The organism is Dermacoccus sp. SAI-028, assembly GCF_004346775.1.
Classification (GTDB): Bacteria; Actinomycetota; Actinomycetes; order Actinomycetales; family Dermatophilaceae; genus Dermacoccus; species Dermacoccus nishinomiyaensis.
In genome coordinates this window covers 26,691-46,578 of sequence record NZ_SMFS01000001.1, presented here as the reverse complement: position 1 = coordinate 46,578, position 19,888 = coordinate 26,691, and the positions used below count along the sequence as shown (strand labels likewise).

Annotated in this window: 16 protein-coding genes and 1 pseudogene; 14 read left to right on the top strand and 3 right to left on the bottom strand. The window is 68.4% G+C overall.

Annotation, left to right across the window (positions count from 1 at the left end; translation table 11 throughout):
* The first annotated feature begins 61 nt into the window (after positions 1-61).
* The 7 genes from EDC82_RS00240 to EDC82_RS00210 all read left to right on the top strand — a co-directional run bounded on the left by EDC82_RS00240 (position 62) and on the right by EDC82_RS00210 (position 9,649).
* Complete coding sequence (locus tag EDC82_RS00240) at positions 62-1,312, top strand: HpcH/HpaI aldolase/citrate lyase family protein (protein ID WP_062256925.1); 1,251 nt, start codon at positions 62-64, stop codon at positions 1,310-1,312.
* Between the two features lie 14 nt (positions 1,313-1,326).
* Positions 1,327-4,047, top strand: a complete 2,721-nt coding sequence (locus EDC82_RS00235; protein WP_131940179.1) for a phosphoribosyltransferase — start codon at positions 1,327-1,329, stop codon at positions 4,045-4,047.
* Entirely contained in the window at positions 4,044-5,057 is a 1,014-nt protein-coding gene (locus tag EDC82_RS00230) for an HAD family hydrolase (RefSeq protein WP_235006031.1), read from the top strand. Before EDC82_RS00235 ends, EDC82_RS00230 begins: the two co-directional genes overlap by 4 nt.
* Positions 5,058-5,162: 105 nt before the next feature.
* Positions 5,163-6,644, top strand: coding sequence for an ATP-binding protein (locus EDC82_RS00225; protein ID WP_131940177.1), 1,482 nt, complete (start codon positions 5,163-5,165; stop codon positions 6,642-6,644).
* A gap of 272 nt (positions 6,645-6,916) precedes the next feature.
* Positions 6,917-7,600: a prepilin peptidase gene (locus EDC82_RS00220; RefSeq protein ID WP_131940175.1), complete on the top strand. Its 684-nt coding sequence runs from the start codon at positions 6,917-6,919 to the stop codon at positions 7,598-7,600.
* A 323-nt stretch (positions 7,601-7,923) separates the two neighbouring features.
* Entirely contained in the window at positions 7,924-8,493 is a 570-nt protein-coding gene (locus EDC82_RS00215; RefSeq protein ID WP_038566193.1) for a PadR family transcriptional regulator, read from the top strand.
* Positions 8,494-8,557: 64 nt separating this feature from the next.
* Positions 8,558-9,649, top strand: coding sequence for an inositol-3-phosphate synthase (locus EDC82_RS00210; protein ID WP_006944606.1), 1,092 nt, complete (start codon positions 8,558-8,560; stop codon positions 9,647-9,649).
* A 497-nt stretch (positions 9,650-10,146) separates the two neighbouring features.
* On the opposite strand, the gene EDC82_RS00205 is transcribed toward EDC82_RS00210, so the two are convergent.
* Both EDC82_RS00205 and EDC82_RS00200 read right to left on the bottom strand, forming a co-directional pair.
* Positions 10,147-10,728, bottom strand: a complete 582-nt coding sequence (locus EDC82_RS00205; RefSeq protein ID WP_074045826.1) for a YdhK family protein — start codon at positions 10,726-10,728, stop codon at positions 10,147-10,149.
* 80 nt (positions 10,729-10,808) lie between these two features.
* Entirely contained in the window at positions 10,809-11,324 is a 516-nt protein-coding gene (locus EDC82_RS00200) for a DUF4396 domain-containing protein (RefSeq protein ID WP_235006029.1), read from the bottom strand.
* Between the two features lie 277 nt (positions 11,325-11,601).
* Between EDC82_RS00200 and EDC82_RS00195 the strand changes: the two are divergent.
* Positions 11,602-11,913, top strand: a pseudogene (locus EDC82_RS00195) (type II toxin-antitoxin system death-on-curing family toxin); the annotation flags it as partial.
* Positions 11,914-11,971: 58 nt separating this feature from the next.
* Positions 11,972-13,021 (top strand): NAD(P)-dependent alcohol dehydrogenase, encoded by a 1,050-nt coding sequence (locus EDC82_RS00190; protein WP_038569929.1) that lies wholly within the window; start codon positions 11,972-11,974, stop codon positions 13,019-13,021.
* Positions 13,022-13,326: 305 nt separating this feature from the next.
* Here the strand turns inward: EDC82_RS00190 and EDC82_RS00185 are convergent, their stop codons facing one another.
* Positions 13,327-14,316, bottom strand: coding sequence for a GTP pyrophosphokinase family protein (locus tag EDC82_RS00185; RefSeq protein ID WP_040014517.1), 990 nt, complete (start codon positions 14,314-14,316; stop codon positions 13,327-13,329).
* Positions 14,317-14,757: 441 nt separating this feature from the next.
* Here EDC82_RS00185 and EDC82_RS00180 point away from each other — a divergent pair, with 441 nt between their 5' ends.
* The 5 genes from EDC82_RS00180 to rpsR all read left to right on the top strand — a co-directional run bounded on the left by EDC82_RS00180 (position 14,758) and on the right by rpsR (position 19,876).
* Entirely contained in the window at positions 14,758-16,920 is a 2,163-nt protein-coding gene (locus tag EDC82_RS00180; RefSeq protein ID WP_006944793.1) for a transglycosylase domain-containing protein, read from the top strand.
* 27 nt (positions 16,921-16,947) lie between these two features.
* Complete coding sequence (locus EDC82_RS00175) at positions 16,948-18,315, top strand: hypothetical protein (RefSeq protein ID WP_006944687.1); 1,368 nt, start codon at positions 16,948-16,950, stop codon at positions 18,313-18,315.
* A gap of 213 nt (positions 18,316-18,528) precedes the next feature.
* Complete coding sequence (gene rpsF, locus EDC82_RS00170) at positions 18,529-18,816, top strand: 30S ribosomal protein S6 (RefSeq protein ID WP_038569923.1); 288 nt, start codon at positions 18,529-18,531, stop codon at positions 18,814-18,816.
* A 32-nt stretch (positions 18,817-18,848) separates the two neighbouring features.
* On the top strand, positions 18,849-19,511 hold the full coding sequence (locus EDC82_RS00165) for a single-stranded DNA-binding protein (protein WP_062256943.1): 663 nt from the start codon (positions 18,849-18,851) through the stop codon (positions 19,509-19,511).
* Between the two features lie 128 nt (positions 19,512-19,639).
* Complete coding sequence (gene rpsR / locus EDC82_RS00160) at positions 19,640-19,876, top strand: 30S ribosomal protein S18 (RefSeq protein ID WP_006944621.1); 237 nt, start codon at positions 19,640-19,642, stop codon at positions 19,874-19,876.
* Positions 19,877-19,888 lie beyond the last annotated feature (12 nt).

Genomic DNA, 19,888 nt, shown 5'->3' with positions numbered 1-19,888 from the left:
ATGACGGGCGTCGACGGGGCAGACTTGGGCGCAGGCACACCGACATCAGGGAGGGCATGCGGTGCAGCACTATTCCCATCTCGACGAATCGACCCGCGAGGCCATCTTCGCGAGCCCGCCTCGTTCTTTCTCGGCGCGTGATGACGCGCAGCACGTCGGTTCGGGTCTCGGGGCGAGCCTCTACATGCCCGGTACGCGCCCGCAGCTCGCCGATGACGTCGTCACGCATCACGCGCGTGGTCTCGTCAGCACCGTGTGGTGCCTCGAGGATTCGATCTCCGAGAGCGAGGTGCCGGCAGCGCAGGCCAACATCGTCACGCACCTCGCGGCGCTCGCGGCGCGGTTTCCGACGCCTGACGACGTCGCCGCGGCGCTGCCGCTGATCTTCGTCCGGGTGCGCACGCCGCAGCAGTTGCGCGACCTCGCCACCCTCGTGAACGAGGGGCCAGGCGGCGAATCAACCTGGAGTTCAGCGGTGTTGGCGGGTTTCGTCATGCCGAAGTTCACAGGCGCGAACGCGCCGGCCTACTTCGACGCTCTCGCGGAGGCGAGCGCGCTCGCGGGGTATCGCCTGCTCGCGATGCCCGTCGTCGAGACGCCCGGCCTGCTTCATCGGGAGACGCGCGGCGGCCTGCTGTCGGCTGTCTCGACGCTGCTCGCACCCCATCGCGACGTCGTCGCCTGCGTGCGCATCGGTGGTACCGACCTGGGCGCCGCGCTCGGGCTGCGTCGCCCGCGCGAGCTGACGATCTACAACATCGGGCCCGTCGCGGACGTGGTGTACGACATCGTCAACGTGTTCGGCCGCACCGACGGCACCGGCTTTCCGATCTCCGGGCCCGTCTGGGAGTACTTCGCCAACTCGCGCCGCCTGTTCAAACCGCAGCTGCGCGAGACCCCGTTCCGTGCGCTCGAGCATGACGACATCCGTGAGGAGTTGCTCGAGGAGAACCTCGACGGCCTCGTACGCGAACTCGCACTGGATCGGGCGAACGGGCTCACGGGCAAGACGATCATCCACCCCCAGCACGTCGGCATCGTGCACGCGCTGAGCGTCGTCTCCAGCGAGGAGCACGCCGACGCCGTCGACATCCTCGCCAAGCATGCGAGCGGTGGTGGGGTGCAGGCCTCCAGCGCCGGCAACAAGATGAACGAAGCCGGCCCGCATCGGGGGTGGGGGGAGCGCACGATGACGCGCGCCGAACTGTTCGGTGTCGCGCGGCCCGGTCTGGGCATGGTCGACTTCCTCCTCGCGCACGTCGAGGCCCTCGCGGGTCGTGGCGCGGGCAACCCAGCCGGTGAGCAGGCATGACGAAGGAGCACCCCATGACGACGACGTGGCCGGGCGAGTGGGTCGCCGAACGCCTCGGTGCCGACCTGCGCACGACGCAGGCGCTGCCGGGGCTCGATCTGCACGACCTCGTCGGGCTCGCGGTGCGACGCAACCCTCGTCGCGCACACTTGCTCGTCTCGAACGTCCTCGGCAAGCACGTGCCCGTCGACCCGCAGATCGTGCGCGGCAGTGGCCGGGCGCTCGGCGAGCTGGTGCGTCGGGTTCTCGACGCAGGAGCGGCGGTTGGTAGCAGTGACGCGGGAAGCGACGACTCGGGTGCGCAGGGCCTTGACGTCGTCGATGGTGCTCTCGCACGCGTAGGACAGGCGCTGCACGAGGCTCACCGGGCTCCTGACGACGCGCGGGTGGTCGATGAATTCACTTGCGCCGTCGACTCGTTCGTCGATCTGCAGCACTCACCTGCATGCGTCGTCATGGGGTTCGCCGAGACGGCGACGGCGCTCGGCCAGTGCGTCGCGGATGCGCTGCGGGCGCCGGCGATCCATTCGACGCGACGCCCCGTCGCCGGGTTCACGCCCGTCGGCGCCTTCGAGGAGGAGCACTCGCACGCCACCAGCCACCTCGTCCTGCCTTCGGACGACGGCTTCTTCGCGCGGCGTTCTGCTGGGCGCGTCGTGCCGCTCGTCCTCGTCGACGACGAACTGTCGACGGGCCGCACGGTGCTCAACACCATCGCCGCGCTGCACGAGAGCCTGCCGCGCGTGCGCTACGTCATCGCGACGCTCGTCGACATGCGCAACGCGAAGGATCGCGCGGCGATGGCCACCCGCGCCGCTGAGCTCGGCGTGCAGATCGACGTCGTCTCGCTCGCGGCCGGTCACCTCGACCTGCCGAGCGACGTGCTCGAGCGCGGGCAGCGGCTCGTCGAGCAGGTGGAGTCGCGCGCGAGCGTCCTGAGAGATGCCGGCCCGGAGCAGGGGCCCGAGTCGAAGGCTGCGTGGGCATCGGGGCGCGCCCATGTCTCGACGGCCGCACCGAATGCTGCCCGGGGAACCATCACCGAGGTCGACGTGCCGTGGCCGCCCCGCACCCCGTTGACGGGGCGTCACGGGGTGACGCCTGCGCAGCTCGCCCCCCTGACCGCGACGCTTCCGGAGGCGGCGACCGTCGTCGCACAGGCTCTGCCCTACGGCGATGGTGAGGTGCTCGTCCTCGGCACCGAAGAGCTGATGGACGCGCCGCTGCGTCTGGCATGCGCGCTGCGCGAACGCGGTGTCGCCACGCGGTTCTCGACGACCACCCGCTCGCCCGTACTCGCCGTGGACGACCCCGGTTATGCCATCCGCAACGCGCTGACGTTCCCGGCCTTCGATGACCCGGCCGACGGTGACGGCCCGCGTTTCACGTACAACGTTTCACGTGAAACACCGTGGCGGGCGATCGTCCTGTGCGTCGACCCGCCGAGCCTGATGCCGCAGCTGCACGCCCCGGATGGCGTCATCGAGGCGCTCGCGGCCAGTACGGACTGCGTCGTCGTCGCGCGGCTGCCCGAACCGGCGACGGCCCCGGCGCGCGAACTCGTCGGCCCGACGTTTGGTTCGTACGCGCCCGAGGAGGTGACGTGGCTGCTCGAAGATCTGTCCGGCGTCACGCTCGAGGCGCCGACCGAGGAACGCGAGGAAGCCATCCAGTCCGGCGGCGCGCACTATGCCGAGAGCCTGCCCGTCGAGTACCAACCGGACGCGGCCTACGGACAGCTGTTCCGTGATGCGCTGGAGATGTCGAAGGCCCGGGTGGCTGCTGCGGTCGCCGCCGTCACCGAGCTCGCGCTCGCAGAGCGCGGCGATGACCTCGTCCTCGTCTCCCTCGCCCGGGCCGGCACTCCCGTGGGGGTGCTCATGAAGCGTTGGGCCCGTCAGGCGCGCGGGCTCGACGTGTCGCACTATGCCGTCTCGATCGTGCGCGGGCGCGGCATCGACACGGTGGCGCTCGATCACATCGTGGCGCGGCACGATGCGTCTTCGGTGCTGTTCGTCGACGGCTGGACGGGCAAGGGCGCGATCAGCCGCGAACTCGTCGCGGCGCTCGCCGAGTACGAGCAAGCCACGGGGGTGCAGTTGGATCCGACGCTCGCCGTGCTCGCCGACACCGGGTCGTGCACGACGATGTGGGGCACGCGTGATGACTTCCTCATCCCCTCCGCCTGCCTCAACTCGACCGTCTCCGGTCTCGTGTCACGCACCGTGCTCAACGACGCTCTGATCGGGCCCGGCCAGTTCCATGGGGCCAAGTTCTACGCCGAACTCGCGCCGCACGACGTGTCGGGACTCTTCGTCGACGCCGTCACGGGAGCATTCCCGCCGGCCGCGGACGCCGACGACATCCGCGCCGAGGCGCAGGCGCGATGCGCGGCGGAGCCACCCCGGTGGACGGGGTGGGCCACCGTCGAGAAGCTCGCCGAGGAGTTCGGCATCGGCAGCGTCAACCTCGTCAAACCGGGCGTCGGCGAAACGACCCGCGTGTTGCTGCGCCGGGTGCCCTGGAAGATCCTCGTCGCGCCCGGCTTCGGCGAGGATCTGCGCCACATCGAGGCGCTCGCCGCGGCGCGTGGCGTGCCGGTCGAGGAGTATCCCGGCCTCGACTACAGCTGCGTCGGCCTCATCCACCCGCGCTTCACGCGCGGCGCGACGGGCGACGACGGCACGGCCGCCCGGGCCGCAACGGACCTCACCGGGGCGGGGGAGCGCGCATGACGACGCATCCGGTGAGCGTGCCGATGACGGACGAACTCGCCTCGTACGTCAGGGGATTCGCGAACGTCGAGGTTGCCGCGGGCGGGCGCACCGGCGTCACCTCCGACGGCACCAGCCCCCGCGACGCTGGCCCCCGTGTCACAAAGACGGTCGACGCCACCCGCGACGCCGACGCGGCCCCGGGACGCAGGCGCGCCAACCCCGGCGAGCGCAGCGTCATCGCCTGCGATCTCGACCGCACGCTCATCTACTCGGCGAAGGCCCTGGCGCTCGCCGGCGACGACGCGGATGCGCCCGTCCTGCTCGTCGCGGAGGTGTACGACAAGCTGCCGCTGTCGTATCTGACGGTCGACGCCGTGGCGCTCGTGCAGGAGATGCATCACGTCGCGCACGTCGTGCCGGCCACCACACGCACCCGCGCGCAGTACGGACGCATCCGGTTGCCCATCGACCCGCACTTCGCGATCACGACCAACGGCGCGCACCTGCTCGTCGACGGTGTGAGCGACGAGGACTACCACTGCGACGTCGTCGCCGAACTCGACGGCTCGTGCGCCCCCCTGGCCGAGATTCGAGAGCATCTCGACGCCATCGCGGACCCGGGGTGGCTGCGCAAGCTGCGCGACGCCGAGGGCATGTTCGCCTATCTCGTCGTCGAACGCGCCGAGTTGCCGGCGTCGGTCGTGCGCGACCTGTCGGCCTGGGCCGACGAGCGCGGCTGGGACGTGTCGTTGCAGGGTCGCAAGCTTTACGTCGTGCCGAAGCCGCTGCGCAAGTCGCGCGGACTCGCGGAGGTCATGCGCCGCACGGGTGCCACGTTCTCGACGGCCGCCGGCGACTCGCTGCTCGACGCCGACCTGCTGCTCGCCGTCGATGCCCCGATCCGCCCGCGTCACGGCGAACTCGACGACCTGGGCTGGACGTGCCCGGGCCTGCAGGTGACGACGGCCTCCGGCGTCCTCGGTGGCCGCGAGGTCTGTGCGCGGTTGCTCGCGGCCGTCAGCCCGTGAGAGCGCCGTCGCTCGTCAGCCCCTGAGATCACCCTGCCCATCAGCCATCAAGCACAGCCCACGCCAACCCCCACCGACCCTGCTCCTGCCGACTAGCCTTCGGTCATGACGAGCGAATCGCAGCACGACGCACGGATGCAGCAGTTGGCGAGCGACATCAGCGCGCTCGTGGAATGGGCGAACGTCCGGGAGCACGCTGACGACGAACGCGACAAGGTTCGTCGCCTGCTGGAGGACTGGCTGGGTGAGGGCGCGGCCGAGTCCGTCATCGGGCGTGACCTGCCGGGGATGGAACTCGTCAACCTACAGGTCGCGATCAACACCTGGTCGGTGAGCCCGGGGCGCACCGTCGACGTGCGCGGCGTGTACGTGCCGCGCAACTACGGCGGCGCCGATCTCATGAGCCTCATGTCCGGCCACGGCGCACCGGCCCGTCTCGTCGCTCCGGCGATGACGGATCTGCCCGACGGTTACGGCAGCACGCTGGCGTGCTACGAGCGTGTCTTCCTCCTCGTGCGCGATGCGCGCGGCTCCTACGCCGTGTATCTGGGCCGCAGCGATGACATGAGCGGCGAACTGCGCGTCGAGATCGCGGGCCTGCCCGTCGCGCAGGCGCAGGCCGTCCTCGACGAACTCGACAGTCTTCGTGATGCTCTCGACGTGCACCGCGGGGGTCTGCTGCAGGTGCGCACGTCGATGACGGGTGGCATCACGCTCGAGTTCCTCGACCCCACGCCGATGCCGCGGGAGCGTCTCATCCTGCCCGAGGTCACGTTGAAGCGCGTCGAGCAGCACACCGTCGGAGTCGCCCAGCACCGTGAGCAGTTGCTCGCTGCGGGGCAGCATCTCAAGCGCGGTGTACTGCTGTACGGCCCTCCGGGAACGGGCAAGACGCACACGATTCGCTACGTGCTCGGGCAGATGGAGGGCTACACGCGCCTCATCATGCAGGGCGCGGCGCTGCACGCCATCGCCTCAGCCGCCGATCTCGCCCGCCGGTTGGCGCCGGCCGTCGTCGTGCTGGAGGACGTCGACCTCGTCGCCCAGGATCGCTCGTTCGACCAGGGCGACAATCCGATCCTGTTCGAACTGCTCGACGCGATGGACGGCGCCGCCGCCGACAGCGACCTGCTGTTCATCCTCACGACCAACCGCGCCGAGGTGCTCGAACGCGCGCTCGCCGCACGGCCCGGGCGCGTCGACGTCGCCGTCGAGATCGAACGGCCCGACGCCCAGGCGCGACGCAAACTGTTCGAGCTGTACGCGGCGCGCACCGACCTCGAGATGACGCCGGCCCTGCTCGACGAGGTGAGCCGCCGCACCGAGGGCGTCACGGCCTCGTTCCTCAAGGAACTCGTGCGACGGTGCGTGCTCACGGCGTTGCAGCCGGGCCCGGAGAGCACCACGATCACGGCCGACGACGTCACGCACGCCCTCGACGACATGCTCGACGACGCGCAGCACGTGACGCGAGCGCTGCTCGGTTCGGGCGGTTCCGATGCTCCTGACGAGGCGGACGAGGCGGACGACGCCGTGTTCGCCGGGCAGGGTTTCGACGACTTCCAGTCGGACGGGTTCGAGGTCTGAGCCGTTGGCGGACTGACCAGTTGGAGGTCCGAGCGCTTCGGCGGTCACCTCCATGGTGCTGAGGCTCGTGATGTGGAGCGCTGGGCGCACAGACCACCGCGACGAACGCGGCGAGCAAGCTGGGGCTCGTCGTGACGCGGAGCTTCGGGTCTGTCGACCGGCGAGAGCCCGTGCCCGGCGCTCGCAGGATCGTCCGATGCCCGCGTTCTCGGCGCCGTGATCGACCACTCGCGAACCACCGCCGGCAGGGCGCGCGCTGACATGATCGAGGCATGATCTGGGCCGCCGCTGGCGTCACACTGTTTCTCGCCGGGGCGTTGCCGCTCGCGGCGCGCGATGTCGTGGCCGCCGGCCATCGTGACGGCGTCACCTATCGCGAGCCCGCACTGAGTCGCCTGGACGGGGCATGGCTCGCCGCGTCGGCGCTCGCGGCCCTGCTGCTCGTCGGTGTTGTGACGGCGTGGTGGGCCACCCGGCCGGGTCTCGTGGTCGCGACCGTCATCGTCATGCCGACGCTCGTGCGCCTCGCCGTCATCGATCTCGACGTCCATCGCCTGCCCAACGCGCTGACGCTGCGCGCCGCAGCCCTCGTCGGCGCCGGGCTCGCCTTGGCGGGCTTCGTCGACGTCCATCGTTCCGGCACAACCGTTTTCGACGCTGACGCCGCCCGCCGCGCCGTCGTCGGTGCCGTCGCGCTCTGCGCGTGCTACCTCGTCCTCGCGCTGCTCGGCGGTGGGTCCGGCATGGGCCTCGGGGACGTGAAGCTCGCCCCGACGCTCGGCGCGCTGCTCGCGTGGGTGGGCTGGGACGTGTGGCTCACCGGCGCGTTCGCCGCGTTCCTGCTCGGCGGCGCATGGGGCGTCGTCCTGCTCGCGCGCGGCAGGGGTCGTCAGGCGCGCATGCCGTTCGGCCCGTTCATGATCGCCGGCGCCCTCGTCGCCCTCGCGCTGGCCTGACGCGCGCCCTCACGGACGGCAAAGGGTCGCGCGGAAGGCTCACGCCAGGGCGTCCTCGCGGCCCGGGGACCTACTCCGGTCAGTCGGCGTGGCGCGCAGATCCTCCGGCGTGGCGCTGTGCCGACGGGTGGCGCTGGCCTCTCGTCGTCCCCACCCGTTCCGAAGAAGTTTGCCGCGTTTCGATATCTCGACTCGATACATCTGTTAGGAATGTCTCTGAGCGTTCACCCGCTCGTCATTTCCGTGTGGCGCGTCCGTTTGAAAAACTGGGCATTCGTGTCGCGCGGTGCGGCGCAGACTGTTTCGAGGCGAAGGAGAGTGGCATGTCACGTCGTGGCACGGTGCTCGAGTTCGCCGTCCTCGGTCTGCTGCATGAGGCGCCCTTGCACGGGTACGAGTTGCGCAAGCGGCTCACCGGTGTGCTCGGTGCGTTTCGTGTCGTGAGCTACGGGTCGCTGTATCCGTGTCTCGCGAAGCTGTCCCGCAAGGGCCTCATCTCCGAGAGCGCGTCGTTCGCTCCCGGCGGTCGGCGCCCTCGCATCACGTACGAGATCACCGACGAGGGTCGGGATCATTTCGCGGATCAGTTGTCGCGCTCCGGCCCGGCATCGTGGGACGACGAGAACTTCGACGTGCACTTCGCCTTCTTCTCGCGCGCGAGCGCAGAGGTGCGCCTGCGCATCCTCGAGGGGCGACGTCTGCGGTTGCAGGAGCGTCTCGAGCGCTCCCGCGAGCAGGCGATGGACAGCCGCAGCACACGCGATTCGTACATTGCGGAGCTGTTCCGTCATGACATCGAGTCGACGGAGCGTGAGGTGCGTTGGGTGAACGAACTCATCGAGATCGAGCGGAAGGCTGTTGCCGATCCGCGCCCCCTCGCCTCCGAGACCTGACGATTCGGGCGGCGCTCGCGTCGTCCGTCAGGATCGAAGGCTCGTCCACAACGGAGTGAGTTCCATGGGAAATATTCGCGTCGCCATCGTCGGCGTCGGCAACTGCGCGAGTTCGCTCGTGCAGGGTGTCGAGTACTACAAGAACGCGTCCGCTGACGCACACGTGCCGGGTCTCATGCACGTCACGTTCGGCGACTACCACGTCGGTGACGTCGAGTTCGTCGCGGCGTTCGACGTCGACGCGAAGAAGGTCGGGTTCGACCTGTCGGAGGCGATCAACAACTCCGAGAACAACACGATCAAGATCGCGGACGTGCCGCCGACGGGCGTCATCGTGCAGCGCGGGCACACCCTCGATGGTGTCGGCAAGTACTACGCCATGACGATCGACGAGTCGGACGCGGAGCCCGTCGACGTCGTGCAGGCGCTCAAGGACGCGCAGGTCGACGTCCTCGTCAGCTACCTGCCCGTCGGTTCGGAGAGCGCCGACAAGTTCTACGCTCAGTGCGCGATCGACGCGGGTGTCGCGTTCGTCAACGCGCTGCCCGTCTTCATCGCGTCCGACCCGGAGTGGGCGAAGAAGTTCGAGGACGCGGGCGTGCCGATCATCGGTGACGACATCAAGAGCCAGGTCGGCGCGACGATCACGCACCGCGTCATGGCGAAGCTGTTCGAGGACCGCGGTGTCGCGCTGGATCGCACGTACCAGCTCAACGTCGGCGGCAACATGGACTTCAAGAACATGCTCGAGCGTGAGCGCCTCGAGTCGAAGAAGGTATCGAAGACGCAGGCCGTGACGTCGAACCTCTCCGGTTCGCTCGCCGGCAAGATCGACGACAAGAACGTGCACATCGGCCCGTCCGACTATGTCGCGTGGCTCGACGACCGCAAGTGGGCGTACGTGCGCCTCGAGGGCCGCGCGTTCGGTGACGTGCCGCTCAACCTGGAGTACAAGCTCGAGGTGTGGGACTCGCCGAACTCGGCCGGCATCATCATCGACGCCATCCGCGCCGCGAAGATCGCCAAGGACCGTGGCGTCGGCGGCCCGCTGCTGTCGGCGTCGAGCTACCTCATGAAGAGCCCGCCCGAGCAGCGCGAGGACACCGTCGGCCGCGAGATGTTGGAGGCCTTCATCCGCGGTGATGAAGAGCGCTGACGATCAAGCTGAGCAGGGCAAGGCCGCAGCGAAGCGAGGACCTTAGCTCTGCTCAGCGTTGAGGAAGCGCTCAAGAAAAGGAAGAGCGCTGACGATCAAGCGAGCGGAGGTAGGACCGCAGCGAAGCGAGGATCCTGCCGAAGTGAGCGTTGAGGAAGCGCTCAGAAGAGGAAGAGCGCTGAGTCGGCATCGATGTCGCGCCGTCCGGCGACCTGAACGGGTTGACGAGTTGAGGGCCGAAACTCTGCACTGCAGGGTTTCGGCCCTCAACTCATGGCTTGGGGTCTAAAACTCTGCATTGCGGAGTTTCAGACCCCACGGGTGGGTAGTCTGCGCACGCACCCGGCCGCGCGCCACCCCGCGTCGGCCGGTCGAAAGGGCCCGGCGCGTTGCTCGTCACGCTCGTCGGAACGTCGCTGGGCATCGCGACCCTGCACGCGACGAGTTGTGCGTTCACGCGAGGGCGCAGCCGGGCCGGCGCAACGATCGGTGCGACCTCAACGAGACTTCATCTCGTCCTCCACCACCCACTTGTGGTTCTTCATCGTCATTCCGTCGGCCGTGTAGTCGACCATGTACACCGTCTGAGTGGTGGACGACGCGATGGTGCCCTTGGCGCCCTGCATGCCGTCCATGTGGTCAGCTGTGATGGTGACGGCTTCCCCGTCGGCGAGGTGTTCTGTGCCGGCGCTCTTCAGCTCTTGCTGCACGACCCACTTGTGGTTCTTGACCATCGCACCGCCGGTGGTGGGCTGGTAGTTCACCGCATATGTGGCGGTGCGGTAGGCCCCGACGACGGTCGCGGGGGCATTTTTCATGCCGTCCATGTGATCGGTCGTCAGCGTGACCCTGCTGCCCACCGGGAATCTCGGGTTCTTCGCCGGGGTCATGTCCGCCGGGGCCGGGCCGCCGTCCATCTCGTGCATGTGACCATGGCCGGAGGAGGCCGACGTCGACGTGGCCGCGGCCGACGTCGGCATGCCTGAGTGCGAGGAATGGTCGCTGCCGGAGGAACATGCGGTGCCGGCGCCCAATGCCACGGCGGCGGCCGCAGTGGCGGCCAGATTTCGACGGTTCATGAGGTGCGGCCTTTCGCTTCGGGGGCGTGTTCGACGAACATAGCGGACGTCCCTCTGAGTTCTGTCAGAGCGGCGTGGGTTCACAGCAGTGTGCCGAGCGATGCCACGGCGCCCCCGAGGAGGAACGCGGTGATGGCGTACGCCAGGGGTTTGTTGTCCATCGCTGCACCGCTGGCGTGGTGAGTGATCGCGTGCCCTCTGCCCTGGCGCAGCAAGTGCTTGTTCACCGGGTAGGCGGCGACGTAGGCCGCGACGAGAGCCACCGCCATCGAGACCCAGAACAGCAGGTCCATCAACCGTGCGTCCATCGCACCCGGTACGAGCCACATGACGAGGTTGTCGACGAGCTCCATCGTGGCGATCGAGACGGTGTCCGCTGCGAGGACGAGCAGGAGCGCCTGCTTGGCGGGGATGCCTGAGCGCAGCAGCGGTGTCGCTGACAGCGTGTACCCGAAGACGAACGCGAGGGCTATCGCGACGGCCGTGCTGAGGCCGTTGCCCCATCCCAGGGCCGTTGCGGCGATGAGCCCGACGATCTCGCCGATGGCGCATCCGGTGAGGCAGTGCAGCGTGGCCGACGCAGCCATCGACGACATGTCATGACCTGAGCCGTGATGGTGTTCGTGTTCGCTCATGTCAGCCGCAACGCCGATACCCCTAGGGGGTATTCCATGACTGCTGGGAGGTTTCACTGCACCTACTGGACGGAGGGCGTCCGTCGTCCACCTCGTCGCCATCGTCGAGTTGAGGGCCGAAACCCTGCAGTGCAGAGTTTCGGCCCTCAACTCACGGCTTGAGGTCTGAAACCCCGCATTGTGGAGTTTCAGACCTCAGCGGTTTCAGGCGCCCTGACCGGCGGTCGGCGCGGCGCGCCAGCAGGACTGGGGTCTGCTGGAATCGGCCCTGGCTCGGCCGCGAGCGGTGGTCTTCGGGGAGGATGTCTACCCGGGGATCCTGATGAAGGCAGCCGCACTCGTCCATTCCGTGGCCAAGAATCGCGCGTTGGTCGACGGCAACAAGCGGACCGCGCTCGGTGCGCTCTGGCTGTTCCTCGCCCTCAACGGGACTCATCTCGTCGGCAGCGACGACGAACGATGCGAATGCATGCTCGACGTCGCTGCCGGGGGCCTCGACGACGTCGGCGTGATCGCCGAACGCCTTCGTGACCTCACGGAACCCATGTGAGACGGCGCTCGCCGACGTGACAATGCTTCTCACTCCGCGTCGGCGTAGCGTCAGCATCATGACTACGACTGTTGCCTGCTACCAGGCCATTGCCGCCGACAAGCCCCTCGAGCCCGGCACCGTCGAGCGCCGCGACCTGCGCCCCGACGACATCCGCATCGAGATCGAGTACGCCGGAATCTGCCACTCCGACATCCACACCGTCCGCGGCGAGTGGGGCCCGGTGAATTACCCCATGGTGACCGGCCACGAGATCGTCGGCCGCGTCGCCGAGATCGGTTCCGACGTCACCGAGTTCAAGGTCGGCGACCGTGCCGGTGTCGGTTGCCTCGTCGACTCGTGCCGTGAGTGCGAATGGTGCAAGAAGGGCGAGGAAAACAACTGCCCGAACGCCGTCGGTACCTACAACGGCATCGACCGTCACGACGGGCGCCCGACCGCCGGTGGTTACTCGCAGGCCATCGTCGTCTCCGAGGCATTCGCCCTCCACATCCCCGAGAACCTCGACGCCGCCGCCGTCACGCCACTGCTGTGCGCCGGCATCACCACCTACTCGCCGCTGCGCACCTGGGGCGTCACCGAAGGCTCCAAGGTCGCCGTCGTCGGCATGGGCGGTCTCGGCCACGTGGCCGTCAAGCTGGCCAAGGCAATGGGCGCCGAGGTGACCGTCATCAGCCAGACGCGCTCCAAGGAAGAGGACGGCCGCAAGTACGGCGCCACCGAATGGATCGCGACGAAGGAGAACCCCGACGCGCTCAAGGAGCACAAGGGCCAGTTCGACGTCATCATCAACACCGTCTCCGCCCACATCGACGTGCGCGCCTACATGGCGACACTGCGCCCCCACGGCGCGATGGTGCTGCTCGGCCTGCCGACCGAAGCCCTCGAAGTCAACGCCGGCAACCTCATCGGCGGCCGCAAGTCCCTCACCGGCTCCAACATCGGCGGCATCCGCGAGACGCAGGAAATGCTCGACTTCTGCGCCGAACACGGCGTCACTGCCGAGATCGAACTCATCAACGCCGACCAGATCAACGAAGCCTACGACCGCGTCGTGAACTCCGACGTCCGCTACCGCTTCGTCATCGACGCCAAGACGTTCGCCTGATCCCTCGGCCCGTCTTCCGGGTGGCGCGGATCCTGAGCTCGCAGGCTCGCCCAGGATCGGCGCGCCGCCTCGGTGCGACAGGCCTTCGGGCGGAACGACGAGAGCCGCCTCGACCGCACACCTCGCACGCTCGGTGTTCGGCCGGGGCGGCTCTCGTCATCCCGAGTCCGCGTCGCGGGCGGTCGGGGCTGCGGGTCTCTGAGCCTGGAGATGGAGCGTGGCGGGGTTGGACGTCGGCGCTGCGTCACCCCTTGTCCCTCACTGGGTGAGCGCCTCGGTGCGCATCACTCGGCTCACACGCCTGCTCAATCTCCGACACGGCCCAACCGTTGCAAGCGGCCGCGAAGAGAATCGCGACGTTCTTCGTTCGCCGGTAGCTCGACGAAACGCTCGCGGTAACGCGCGAGGAGGTCGTCCTCGAGCCGGCGCACGGCACCGGGCTGGTGACGGTAGCCCATCGAACGTGAGATGCGTTCCGAGTCGACGGATTTCAGCTCGTCAGCCAGCATCGGGATCGACGTCACCTCGAGCTCCGTCAACCAGTTCGCGGCCTCGACGTACGCCTCCGGCCGGGCGAAGCCCGATGTTTCGTACCGGCCCGCGAGGAACGACGCGAGCTCGCGGGCGTCGACGCGCAACCCGTCCTCGAACCGGCCCTCACCCTGCTGCGAGAGGCCACTCGACAACGTGTCGCGAATGACGGAGAACTCACGGTCGGCGAGCTCGATGAGCCCCGCCGCCAACGTGAAACGACGATCCAGCTCATGCGCGAACTCCGCCGGCACGTCACCCTTGTACCGCGCGTCGTGCTCGAATTCCGCCCACGCGTGCTGCAGCACTGTGCGCAACTGCACCGACATGCACTGCGCCGCGTCGTACGCCGTCGCCGACGGATCGTTCGAGATCAGCATGTGACGACTCGCGTAGCCGAACCGTCCCTCGCTCGCCGTCTCACGACCCATGTCGCGATCCTCGAGCACCGTGAAGTTCTCCGCGAGCAACTGTGCGACGGGCTCGATGTCGCTGTGCACGTACGTGATGATGCGGACGCCGACCTGATCGGTGATGTCGAGCGCCGGATCGAAATCGGTGTGCCCCAACTCGCTCGCACGTCGAGCGACCTTGTCCGAGAACGATGCCGGCGACTTCGCGCGCCCCGTGATCGACAGATAGTTGATGCCGGCGTCGTCGATGATCGAACGCACCTTGCGCACCATGTCGTCCGTACGCCGCCGCGTGCGGGGATAGCGGGAGGTGTACGTCGCCATCGCGCGTTCCAGAGACCGTCGGCTCATGAAGAGCATCCAAACAGATGCAGCCCGCGCACGTCACCTGCCGGCAGCGCCCCGCGGCCGACAGGACGTCGCACTGCGCCCGACGGCCTGCCCACGTCGCCACTTCCACCACCCTGTTGCCCCGACGCTGGCGCTCCGGGCACGGCTCACGCACAGGCATTGACAGCCACCACGAGGACGCGGCGGGAGCCCACTCGATACGCTGATCGATGAGAATGACGCCGCACGTCGTGCGTCGCGCGAAAGTGAGGCACGTCCGTGGTCAACGATTCCGGTTCGAAGCGACCCCCGTCGAGGGGCGGGTCGCGTCCGTCGAACAGCGGTAGTCCCAAGGCACCCACCTCCCGCGCCGGTGCGCGGGGCGCCCAGGGCGCGAGTCCCGCGGCGCGGCGTCGACGGGGGAGCAAGAAGAAGAGCGCGCACTCGTTACCGTTCCGCATCGTGCGCGCCGCCCTGCTCGCCCTCGCGAGCCTCGTGCTGCTGGCCGTGCTCACGTTCATCGGCCTCTACCTGTTCATCGACATCCCCAAGGCCAACGCCCAGGCGACGCAGGCGGTCTCCGTCGTCTACTACGCCGACGGCAAGACGGAGATGGGCCGCTTCACGACGACGAACCGTGACCCCGTCGAGCTGAACAAGGTGCCGATCGACGTGCAACACGCGTTCATCGCCGCCGAGGACCGCAGCTTCTACTCGAACCGCGGCATCTCCCCGACGGGCATCGCGCGCGCCTTCATCAACGACTTCACCGGTGACGGTGGCAGCCAGGGCGGCTCGACGCTGACGCAGCAGTGGGTGAAGAACTACTTCCTGACGCAGGACAAGACGGTCACCCGCAAGGTGAAGGAGGTCGTCATCAGCCTCAAGGTCGACCAGGAGATGAGCAAGGACGAGATCCTGCAGGCCTACCTCAACAACGTCTACTTCGGGCGCGGGACGTACGGCATCCAGGCTGCGTCGCAGTCGTACTTCCACAAGGACGTCTCCCAGCTGACGACTGTGGAGGGCGCGTTCCTCGCCTCCGTCGTCAACAACCCGGAGAACATGGATCCGAGCGTCGGGCCCAACTCCGAGCAGCGTGCCAACGAGCGCATGGCGTACACGCTCAACGGCATGGTCAAGATGGGGTGGCTGACGGCCGAGGAACGCAACAAGGCCGTCATGCCGAAGTTCTATCCGCGTCAGCCGATCAAGTACGCGGACGGGCCGCAGGGCTACGTCATCGCCTCCGTCCGCGGCGAACTGTCGCGCAAGCTGAAGCTCAGCCAGGAGGACATCGACCGCGGTGGTCTGCGCATCACGACGACGATCGACAAGCGCGCGCAGGACGCGGCCGTCACGGCGGTGGAGAAGCACACGCCTGACACGTTGCTCGGCAAGCTGCACACCGGCCTCGTCGCCGAGCGTGCGAACGACGGCGGCGTCGTCGCGATGTATGGCGGCGCCGACTACGACCCGGTGAAGTCGCCCTACTCGGACGCAGATCAGGCGATGCTGCAGACCGCGTCATCGATGAAGCTGTACACCGCGATCGCTGCGCTGCAGCACGGCAAGTCGGTCGACACCCAGTACAACGGCAACAACTATCTGCCGATCGGTGCCGGCAAGTACGTGCAGAACAACCAGAACGAGTCGTGGGGTTGGCAGCCGATCAGCAACATGCTCGCGTACTCGATCAACACGGCGTTCGTCCGGCTCAACCGGGAGATCGGGCCGGCGAATACGCTCGAGGCGGCGCAGGCCTCGGGCATGCCGAAGACGCTCGGGGGGATGAACGACACGAACATCCTCAACGTCCTCGGCACGGGTGACAGCCGCGTCGTCGACCAGGCGACGGGGTACAACACCCTCAACTCCGGCGGCGTGTTCCATGACCGACACCTCATCTCGACGGTGAAGTCGTTCGACGGCAAGTACTCCTACACCGTCGACACCAAGGGCAAGCGGGTGTACGACAAGGCGATCGCGGACGACCTCACGTGGGCGCTCGGCAAGACGGGTGTCTACGGCACCGCGGCGGGCGCGCAGGACGAGCTCGGGCGCGCCATGGCGTCGAAGACAGGTACGGCCTCGGGCAACAAGTACCTCTGGTTCAACGGCTTCACGCCTGGCCAGATCACGACGAGTGTCGGCATGTACTACAGCACCGACGGCAAGACGGCGCAGCCGATGCAGAATCTGCCGGGTGTGACGGCGAGCGACGTCTACGGCGCGGGTCTGCCGCGCAAGGTGTGGGTCGACTTCATGGATGCCGCCCTCGAGGGGCAGAAGAAGACGCAACTGCCCAAGCGCTCGTACTACAACGAGAACAAGCCCGAGTCGGCGTCCACGTCTGCGTCACCGACCCCGACGAAGACGTACGCCGCGCCCTCCAGCGCCGCGTCGCAGCCCTACCCGGAGCCGACGCAGTCGAACGTCCAGCCCACCCAGCCCGACGCGACGGACGCCCCAGGCCCGGCGTTGTCCGGGTCGACGGCGCCTGACGCGACGCTGCCGGCCTCCTCCAGCGCGGCTGTTTCACGTGAAACGAGCCCGCCGCAGACGGCGGCGTCATCGGCCGCCGCGAGCGGCCGGTCATCCCCGGGAGCCTCGGCGAGTCGCTGACCGGGCACCCCCGCTTAGGCTGACCCCATGACGCACACGGCCACGCCTGCGCACCCGACGACCGCTCCGAGCTCGGGTCGAGCCCCGACGCGCACCGACCCGGTGGCCGCGGAGGCCAGTCACGTCGTCGGTGGGCCGCTGGGGCGTCACGCCGTCGTCGGGCGACGCGGGTGGCGCCCGGCCGCCGCTGTCCTCAGTGCGCTGAGCGCGGTCTTCGTCGCGCTCGGGGTGCTGCAGAAGAACCACTGTGTCTCGACGGGGTGGGCGACGCCCGGATCCTTGTGGCGCGCCTGCTACTCCGACCTGCCCGTCGCCGTCGCCGCGCCCGCCGGATCGTCGCCGTGGTCGAACCCGACGATGCAGGGCCAGCCCCCGCTGACGGCACTCATCACCTGGCTCGTGCGCACGATCGTGCCCGGCGGTTCGCAGCTGCGGCTGCAGCAGGGGATGTTCGCGTGGGGGGCCGCCGTCGTCGCGTTGCTCATCGCCCTCGCCGTGTGCGCGAGTGCCGCGTCGCGACCCGACAGCCCCTGGGTGGCTGCCCACATCGCGTTGTCGCCGGTGCTCATCACGAGTGCGCTCATCTCGTTCGACGCGCTCGGTGTGGCCCTCGTCGCAGCCGGGCTGCTGGCCTGGGAGCGCTCGCGCTTCCCGCTCGCGGGGGTGGCGCTAGCGGGCGCCCTCCTGACGCGTCCGACGCTCGGCGCCGTCCTCGCGGCCGCGCTCGTCGTCGCGCTCGTGCGCGGCCACACGAAGGGCGCCCTCGCGCTCTTCGTCGGGGCGGGCGCGACGTGCGTCGCGATGTTCGCCGTCATCGCCGTGTGGGGCGGCGACCCGTTCACCGCGTTCACCGCCTGGCGCCAGCAGGGCGCCGGGTACGGCTCGCTCTGGTACATCCTCAGCTTCGCGGGCGTGACGTTGTCACCTGCCGTCCTGACGGGCCTCGCCGTGCTCGGGTGGATCGCGGCGATCGCGCTGGGGGCGATTCTCGCTCAGGGTCGTGAGCGGCTGCCGCTCGCGCCCATCGCGCTGCTCATGCTCGTCACGGTGATGCTGACGTCGCGTGCCCTGCCAGTGCAGGCGTGCTTGTGGGTCCTGCCGCTCATCGCGCTCAGCGCGCTGCCGTGGCGCGACCACCTCGTCTGGGCGGGCGCCGAGTTCGTCTACTTCATCACCGTGTGGGGGTTCATCGCGCGCGCCTCGAACATGGCGAAGGCGCTGCCCTCCGGCTGGTATTGCTTCTTCACCCTGGTGCGACTGGTCGGGCTGGTCTACCTGGTCACCGCGGCGATCCGCGCGACGCGTTCGTCGACCGTCGCGTCATCCGAGGACGGCGACGACGGCCGCCGCGCCGGCCTCACGGCTCGGCAGCACGCGAACGCCGCGTCAGCCTGAGTTCATCCACAGAGATTGGTCGCCGGTGACGGCTACGGGTAGTCTTGTGGGGTTCGTGCCGTCTCATCCACAACCTGTGGCTCCGGCGCGTGCTCCCCGACGGCTCGATGGGCCATCGTGGTGCGTGCGACGACGAGAGGGCGCGGCAACGCTGCAACCCTCCTGTCACGGAGAGACCGTGACCGCTTGAGACCAAAGGAGGTGGGTTACCGCATGCGTCATTACGAAATGATGATCATCCTCGACGGTGAGCTCGACGAGCGCACGGTCCAGCCCTCGCTGGAGAAGTTCCTCTCTGTCGTCACGAAGGACGGCGGCACCGTCGACAACGTCGACGTCTGGGGCCGTCGCCGCATGGCTTACGACATCAAGAAGAAGTCCGAAGGCATCTACGTCGTGGTCGACTTCAACGCGACCCCGGCCACCGCTGCAGAGCTTGACCGTCAGCTTGGACTCAACGAGTCCATCCTGCGCACCAAGATCCTGCGCAAGGACGCCTGAGAACTCCCCACATTCAGTAGGAGGAACCACCCATGGCGCAAGGTGACGTCAACATCACGATGGTCGGCAACCTCGTTGCCGACCCCGAGCTGCGCTACACGCCGAACGGCGCTGCCGTGGCGAACTTCCGCATCGCCTCGACCCCGCGCGTCTTCGACCGCCAGTCGAACGAGTGGAAGGACGGCGAGGCGCTCTTCATGTCCTGCTCCATCTGGCGCGAGGCAGCGGAGAACGTCTCGGAGTCGCTCCAGCGCGGCTCGCGCGTCATCGTCACCGGCCGTCTGAAGTCTCGTTCGTACGAGACGAAGGAGGGCGAGAAGCGCACCGTCACCGAGCTCGAGGTCGACGAGGTCGGCCCGTCGCTGCGGTACGCCACGGCGAAGGTCAACAAGACCCAGCGCTCCGGCGGTGGCCAGGGTGGCAACTTCGGAGGTGGCAACGGCGGCGGCAACGTCAGCCAGGGCAACTTCGGGGGCAACTCCGGCGGTGGCAACGGTTTCGGCGGCAACTCGGGTTCTCAGGGCGGCAACTTCGGTGGCAGCCCGACCGACGACCCGTGGGCGACCGGTGGCAACTCGGGTGGCGGCTTCGGCGGCAACTCGGGTGGCAACGCCGGCGGCCAGTCGAACGGCTCGCAGGGCGGCGGCAACGGTGGCTGGTCCACCGGCCCGTCGTACGACGAGCCCCCGTTCTGATCGTTCCTCCTCTTACCGGGCGTCACCACGACGATGACGCCCCACCGGCCCGGCACGCACGTGCCGGCCACTCACACACTCGCTATCCCGAGTCACCACTCGGGCTCTCATAGAAGGAGAGCACCACGATGGCAAAGCCCGTTGTGCGCAAGCCCAAGAAGAAGGCCAACCCGCTGAAGGCGGCGAAGGTCGAGAACATCGACTACAAGGACGCTGCGCTGCTGCGCAAGTTCATCTCCGACCGCGGCAAGATCCGCGCCCGTCGCGTCACCGGTGTCTCCGTCCAGGAGCAGCGCCTCATCGCCAACGCCGTCAAGAACGCGCGTGAGATGGCTCTGCTTCCCTACTCGAGCTCCGCTCGCTGATCGAGGAAAGGA

What these genes read in the sequence shown, in the direction of transcription:
- EDC82_RS00235 (WP_131940179.1), top strand. Translation starts at nt 1,327, where the DNA reads ATGACGACGACGTGGCCGGGCGAGTGGGTCGCCGAACGCCTCGGTGCC.
- EDC82_RS00230 (WP_235006031.1), top strand. Translation starts at nt 4,044, where the DNA reads ATGACGACGCATCCGGTGAGCGTGCCGATGACGGACGAACTCGCCTCG.
- EDC82_RS00225 (WP_131940177.1), top strand. Translation starts at nt 5,163, where the DNA reads ATGACGAGCGAATCGCAGCACGACGCACGGATGCAGCAGTTGGCGAGC.
- EDC82_RS00220 (WP_131940175.1), top strand. Translation starts at nt 6,917, where the DNA reads ATGATCTGGGCCGCCGCTGGCGTCACACTGTTTCTCGCCGGGGCGTTG.
- EDC82_RS00215 (WP_038566193.1), top strand. Translation starts at nt 7,924, where the DNA reads ATGTCACGTCGTGGCACGGTGCTCGAGTTCGCCGTCCTCGGTCTGCTG.
- EDC82_RS00210 (WP_006944606.1), top strand. Translation starts at nt 8,558, where the DNA reads ATGGGAAATATTCGCGTCGCCATCGTCGGCGTCGGCAACTGCGCGAGT.
- EDC82_RS00205 (WP_074045826.1), bottom strand. Translation starts at nt 10,728, where the DNA reads ATGAACCGTCGAAATCTGGCCGCCACTGCGGCCGCCGCCGTGGCATTG.
- EDC82_RS00200 (WP_235006029.1), bottom strand. Translation starts at nt 11,324, where the DNA reads ATGTCGTCGATGGCTGCGTCGGCCACGCTGCACTGCCTCACCGGATGC.
- EDC82_RS00190 (WP_038569929.1), top strand. Translation starts at nt 11,972, where the DNA reads ATGACTACGACTGTTGCCTGCTACCAGGCCATTGCCGCCGACAAGCCC.
- EDC82_RS00185 (WP_040014517.1), bottom strand. Translation starts at nt 14,316, where the DNA reads ATGAGCCGACGGTCTCTGGAACGCGCGATGGCGACGTACACCTCCCGC.
- EDC82_RS00175 (WP_006944687.1), top strand. Translation starts at nt 16,948, where the DNA reads ATGACGCACACGGCCACGCCTGCGCACCCGACGACCGCTCCGAGCTCG.
- rpsF (WP_038569923.1), top strand. Translation starts at nt 18,529, where the DNA reads ATGCGTCATTACGAAATGATGATCATCCTCGACGGTGAGCTCGACGAG.
- EDC82_RS00165 (WP_062256943.1), top strand. Translation starts at nt 18,849, where the DNA reads ATGGCGCAAGGTGACGTCAACATCACGATGGTCGGCAACCTCGTTGCC.
- rpsR (WP_006944621.1), top strand. Translation starts at nt 19,640, where the DNA reads ATGGCAAAGCCCGTTGTGCGCAAGCCCAAGAAGAAGGCCAACCCGCTG.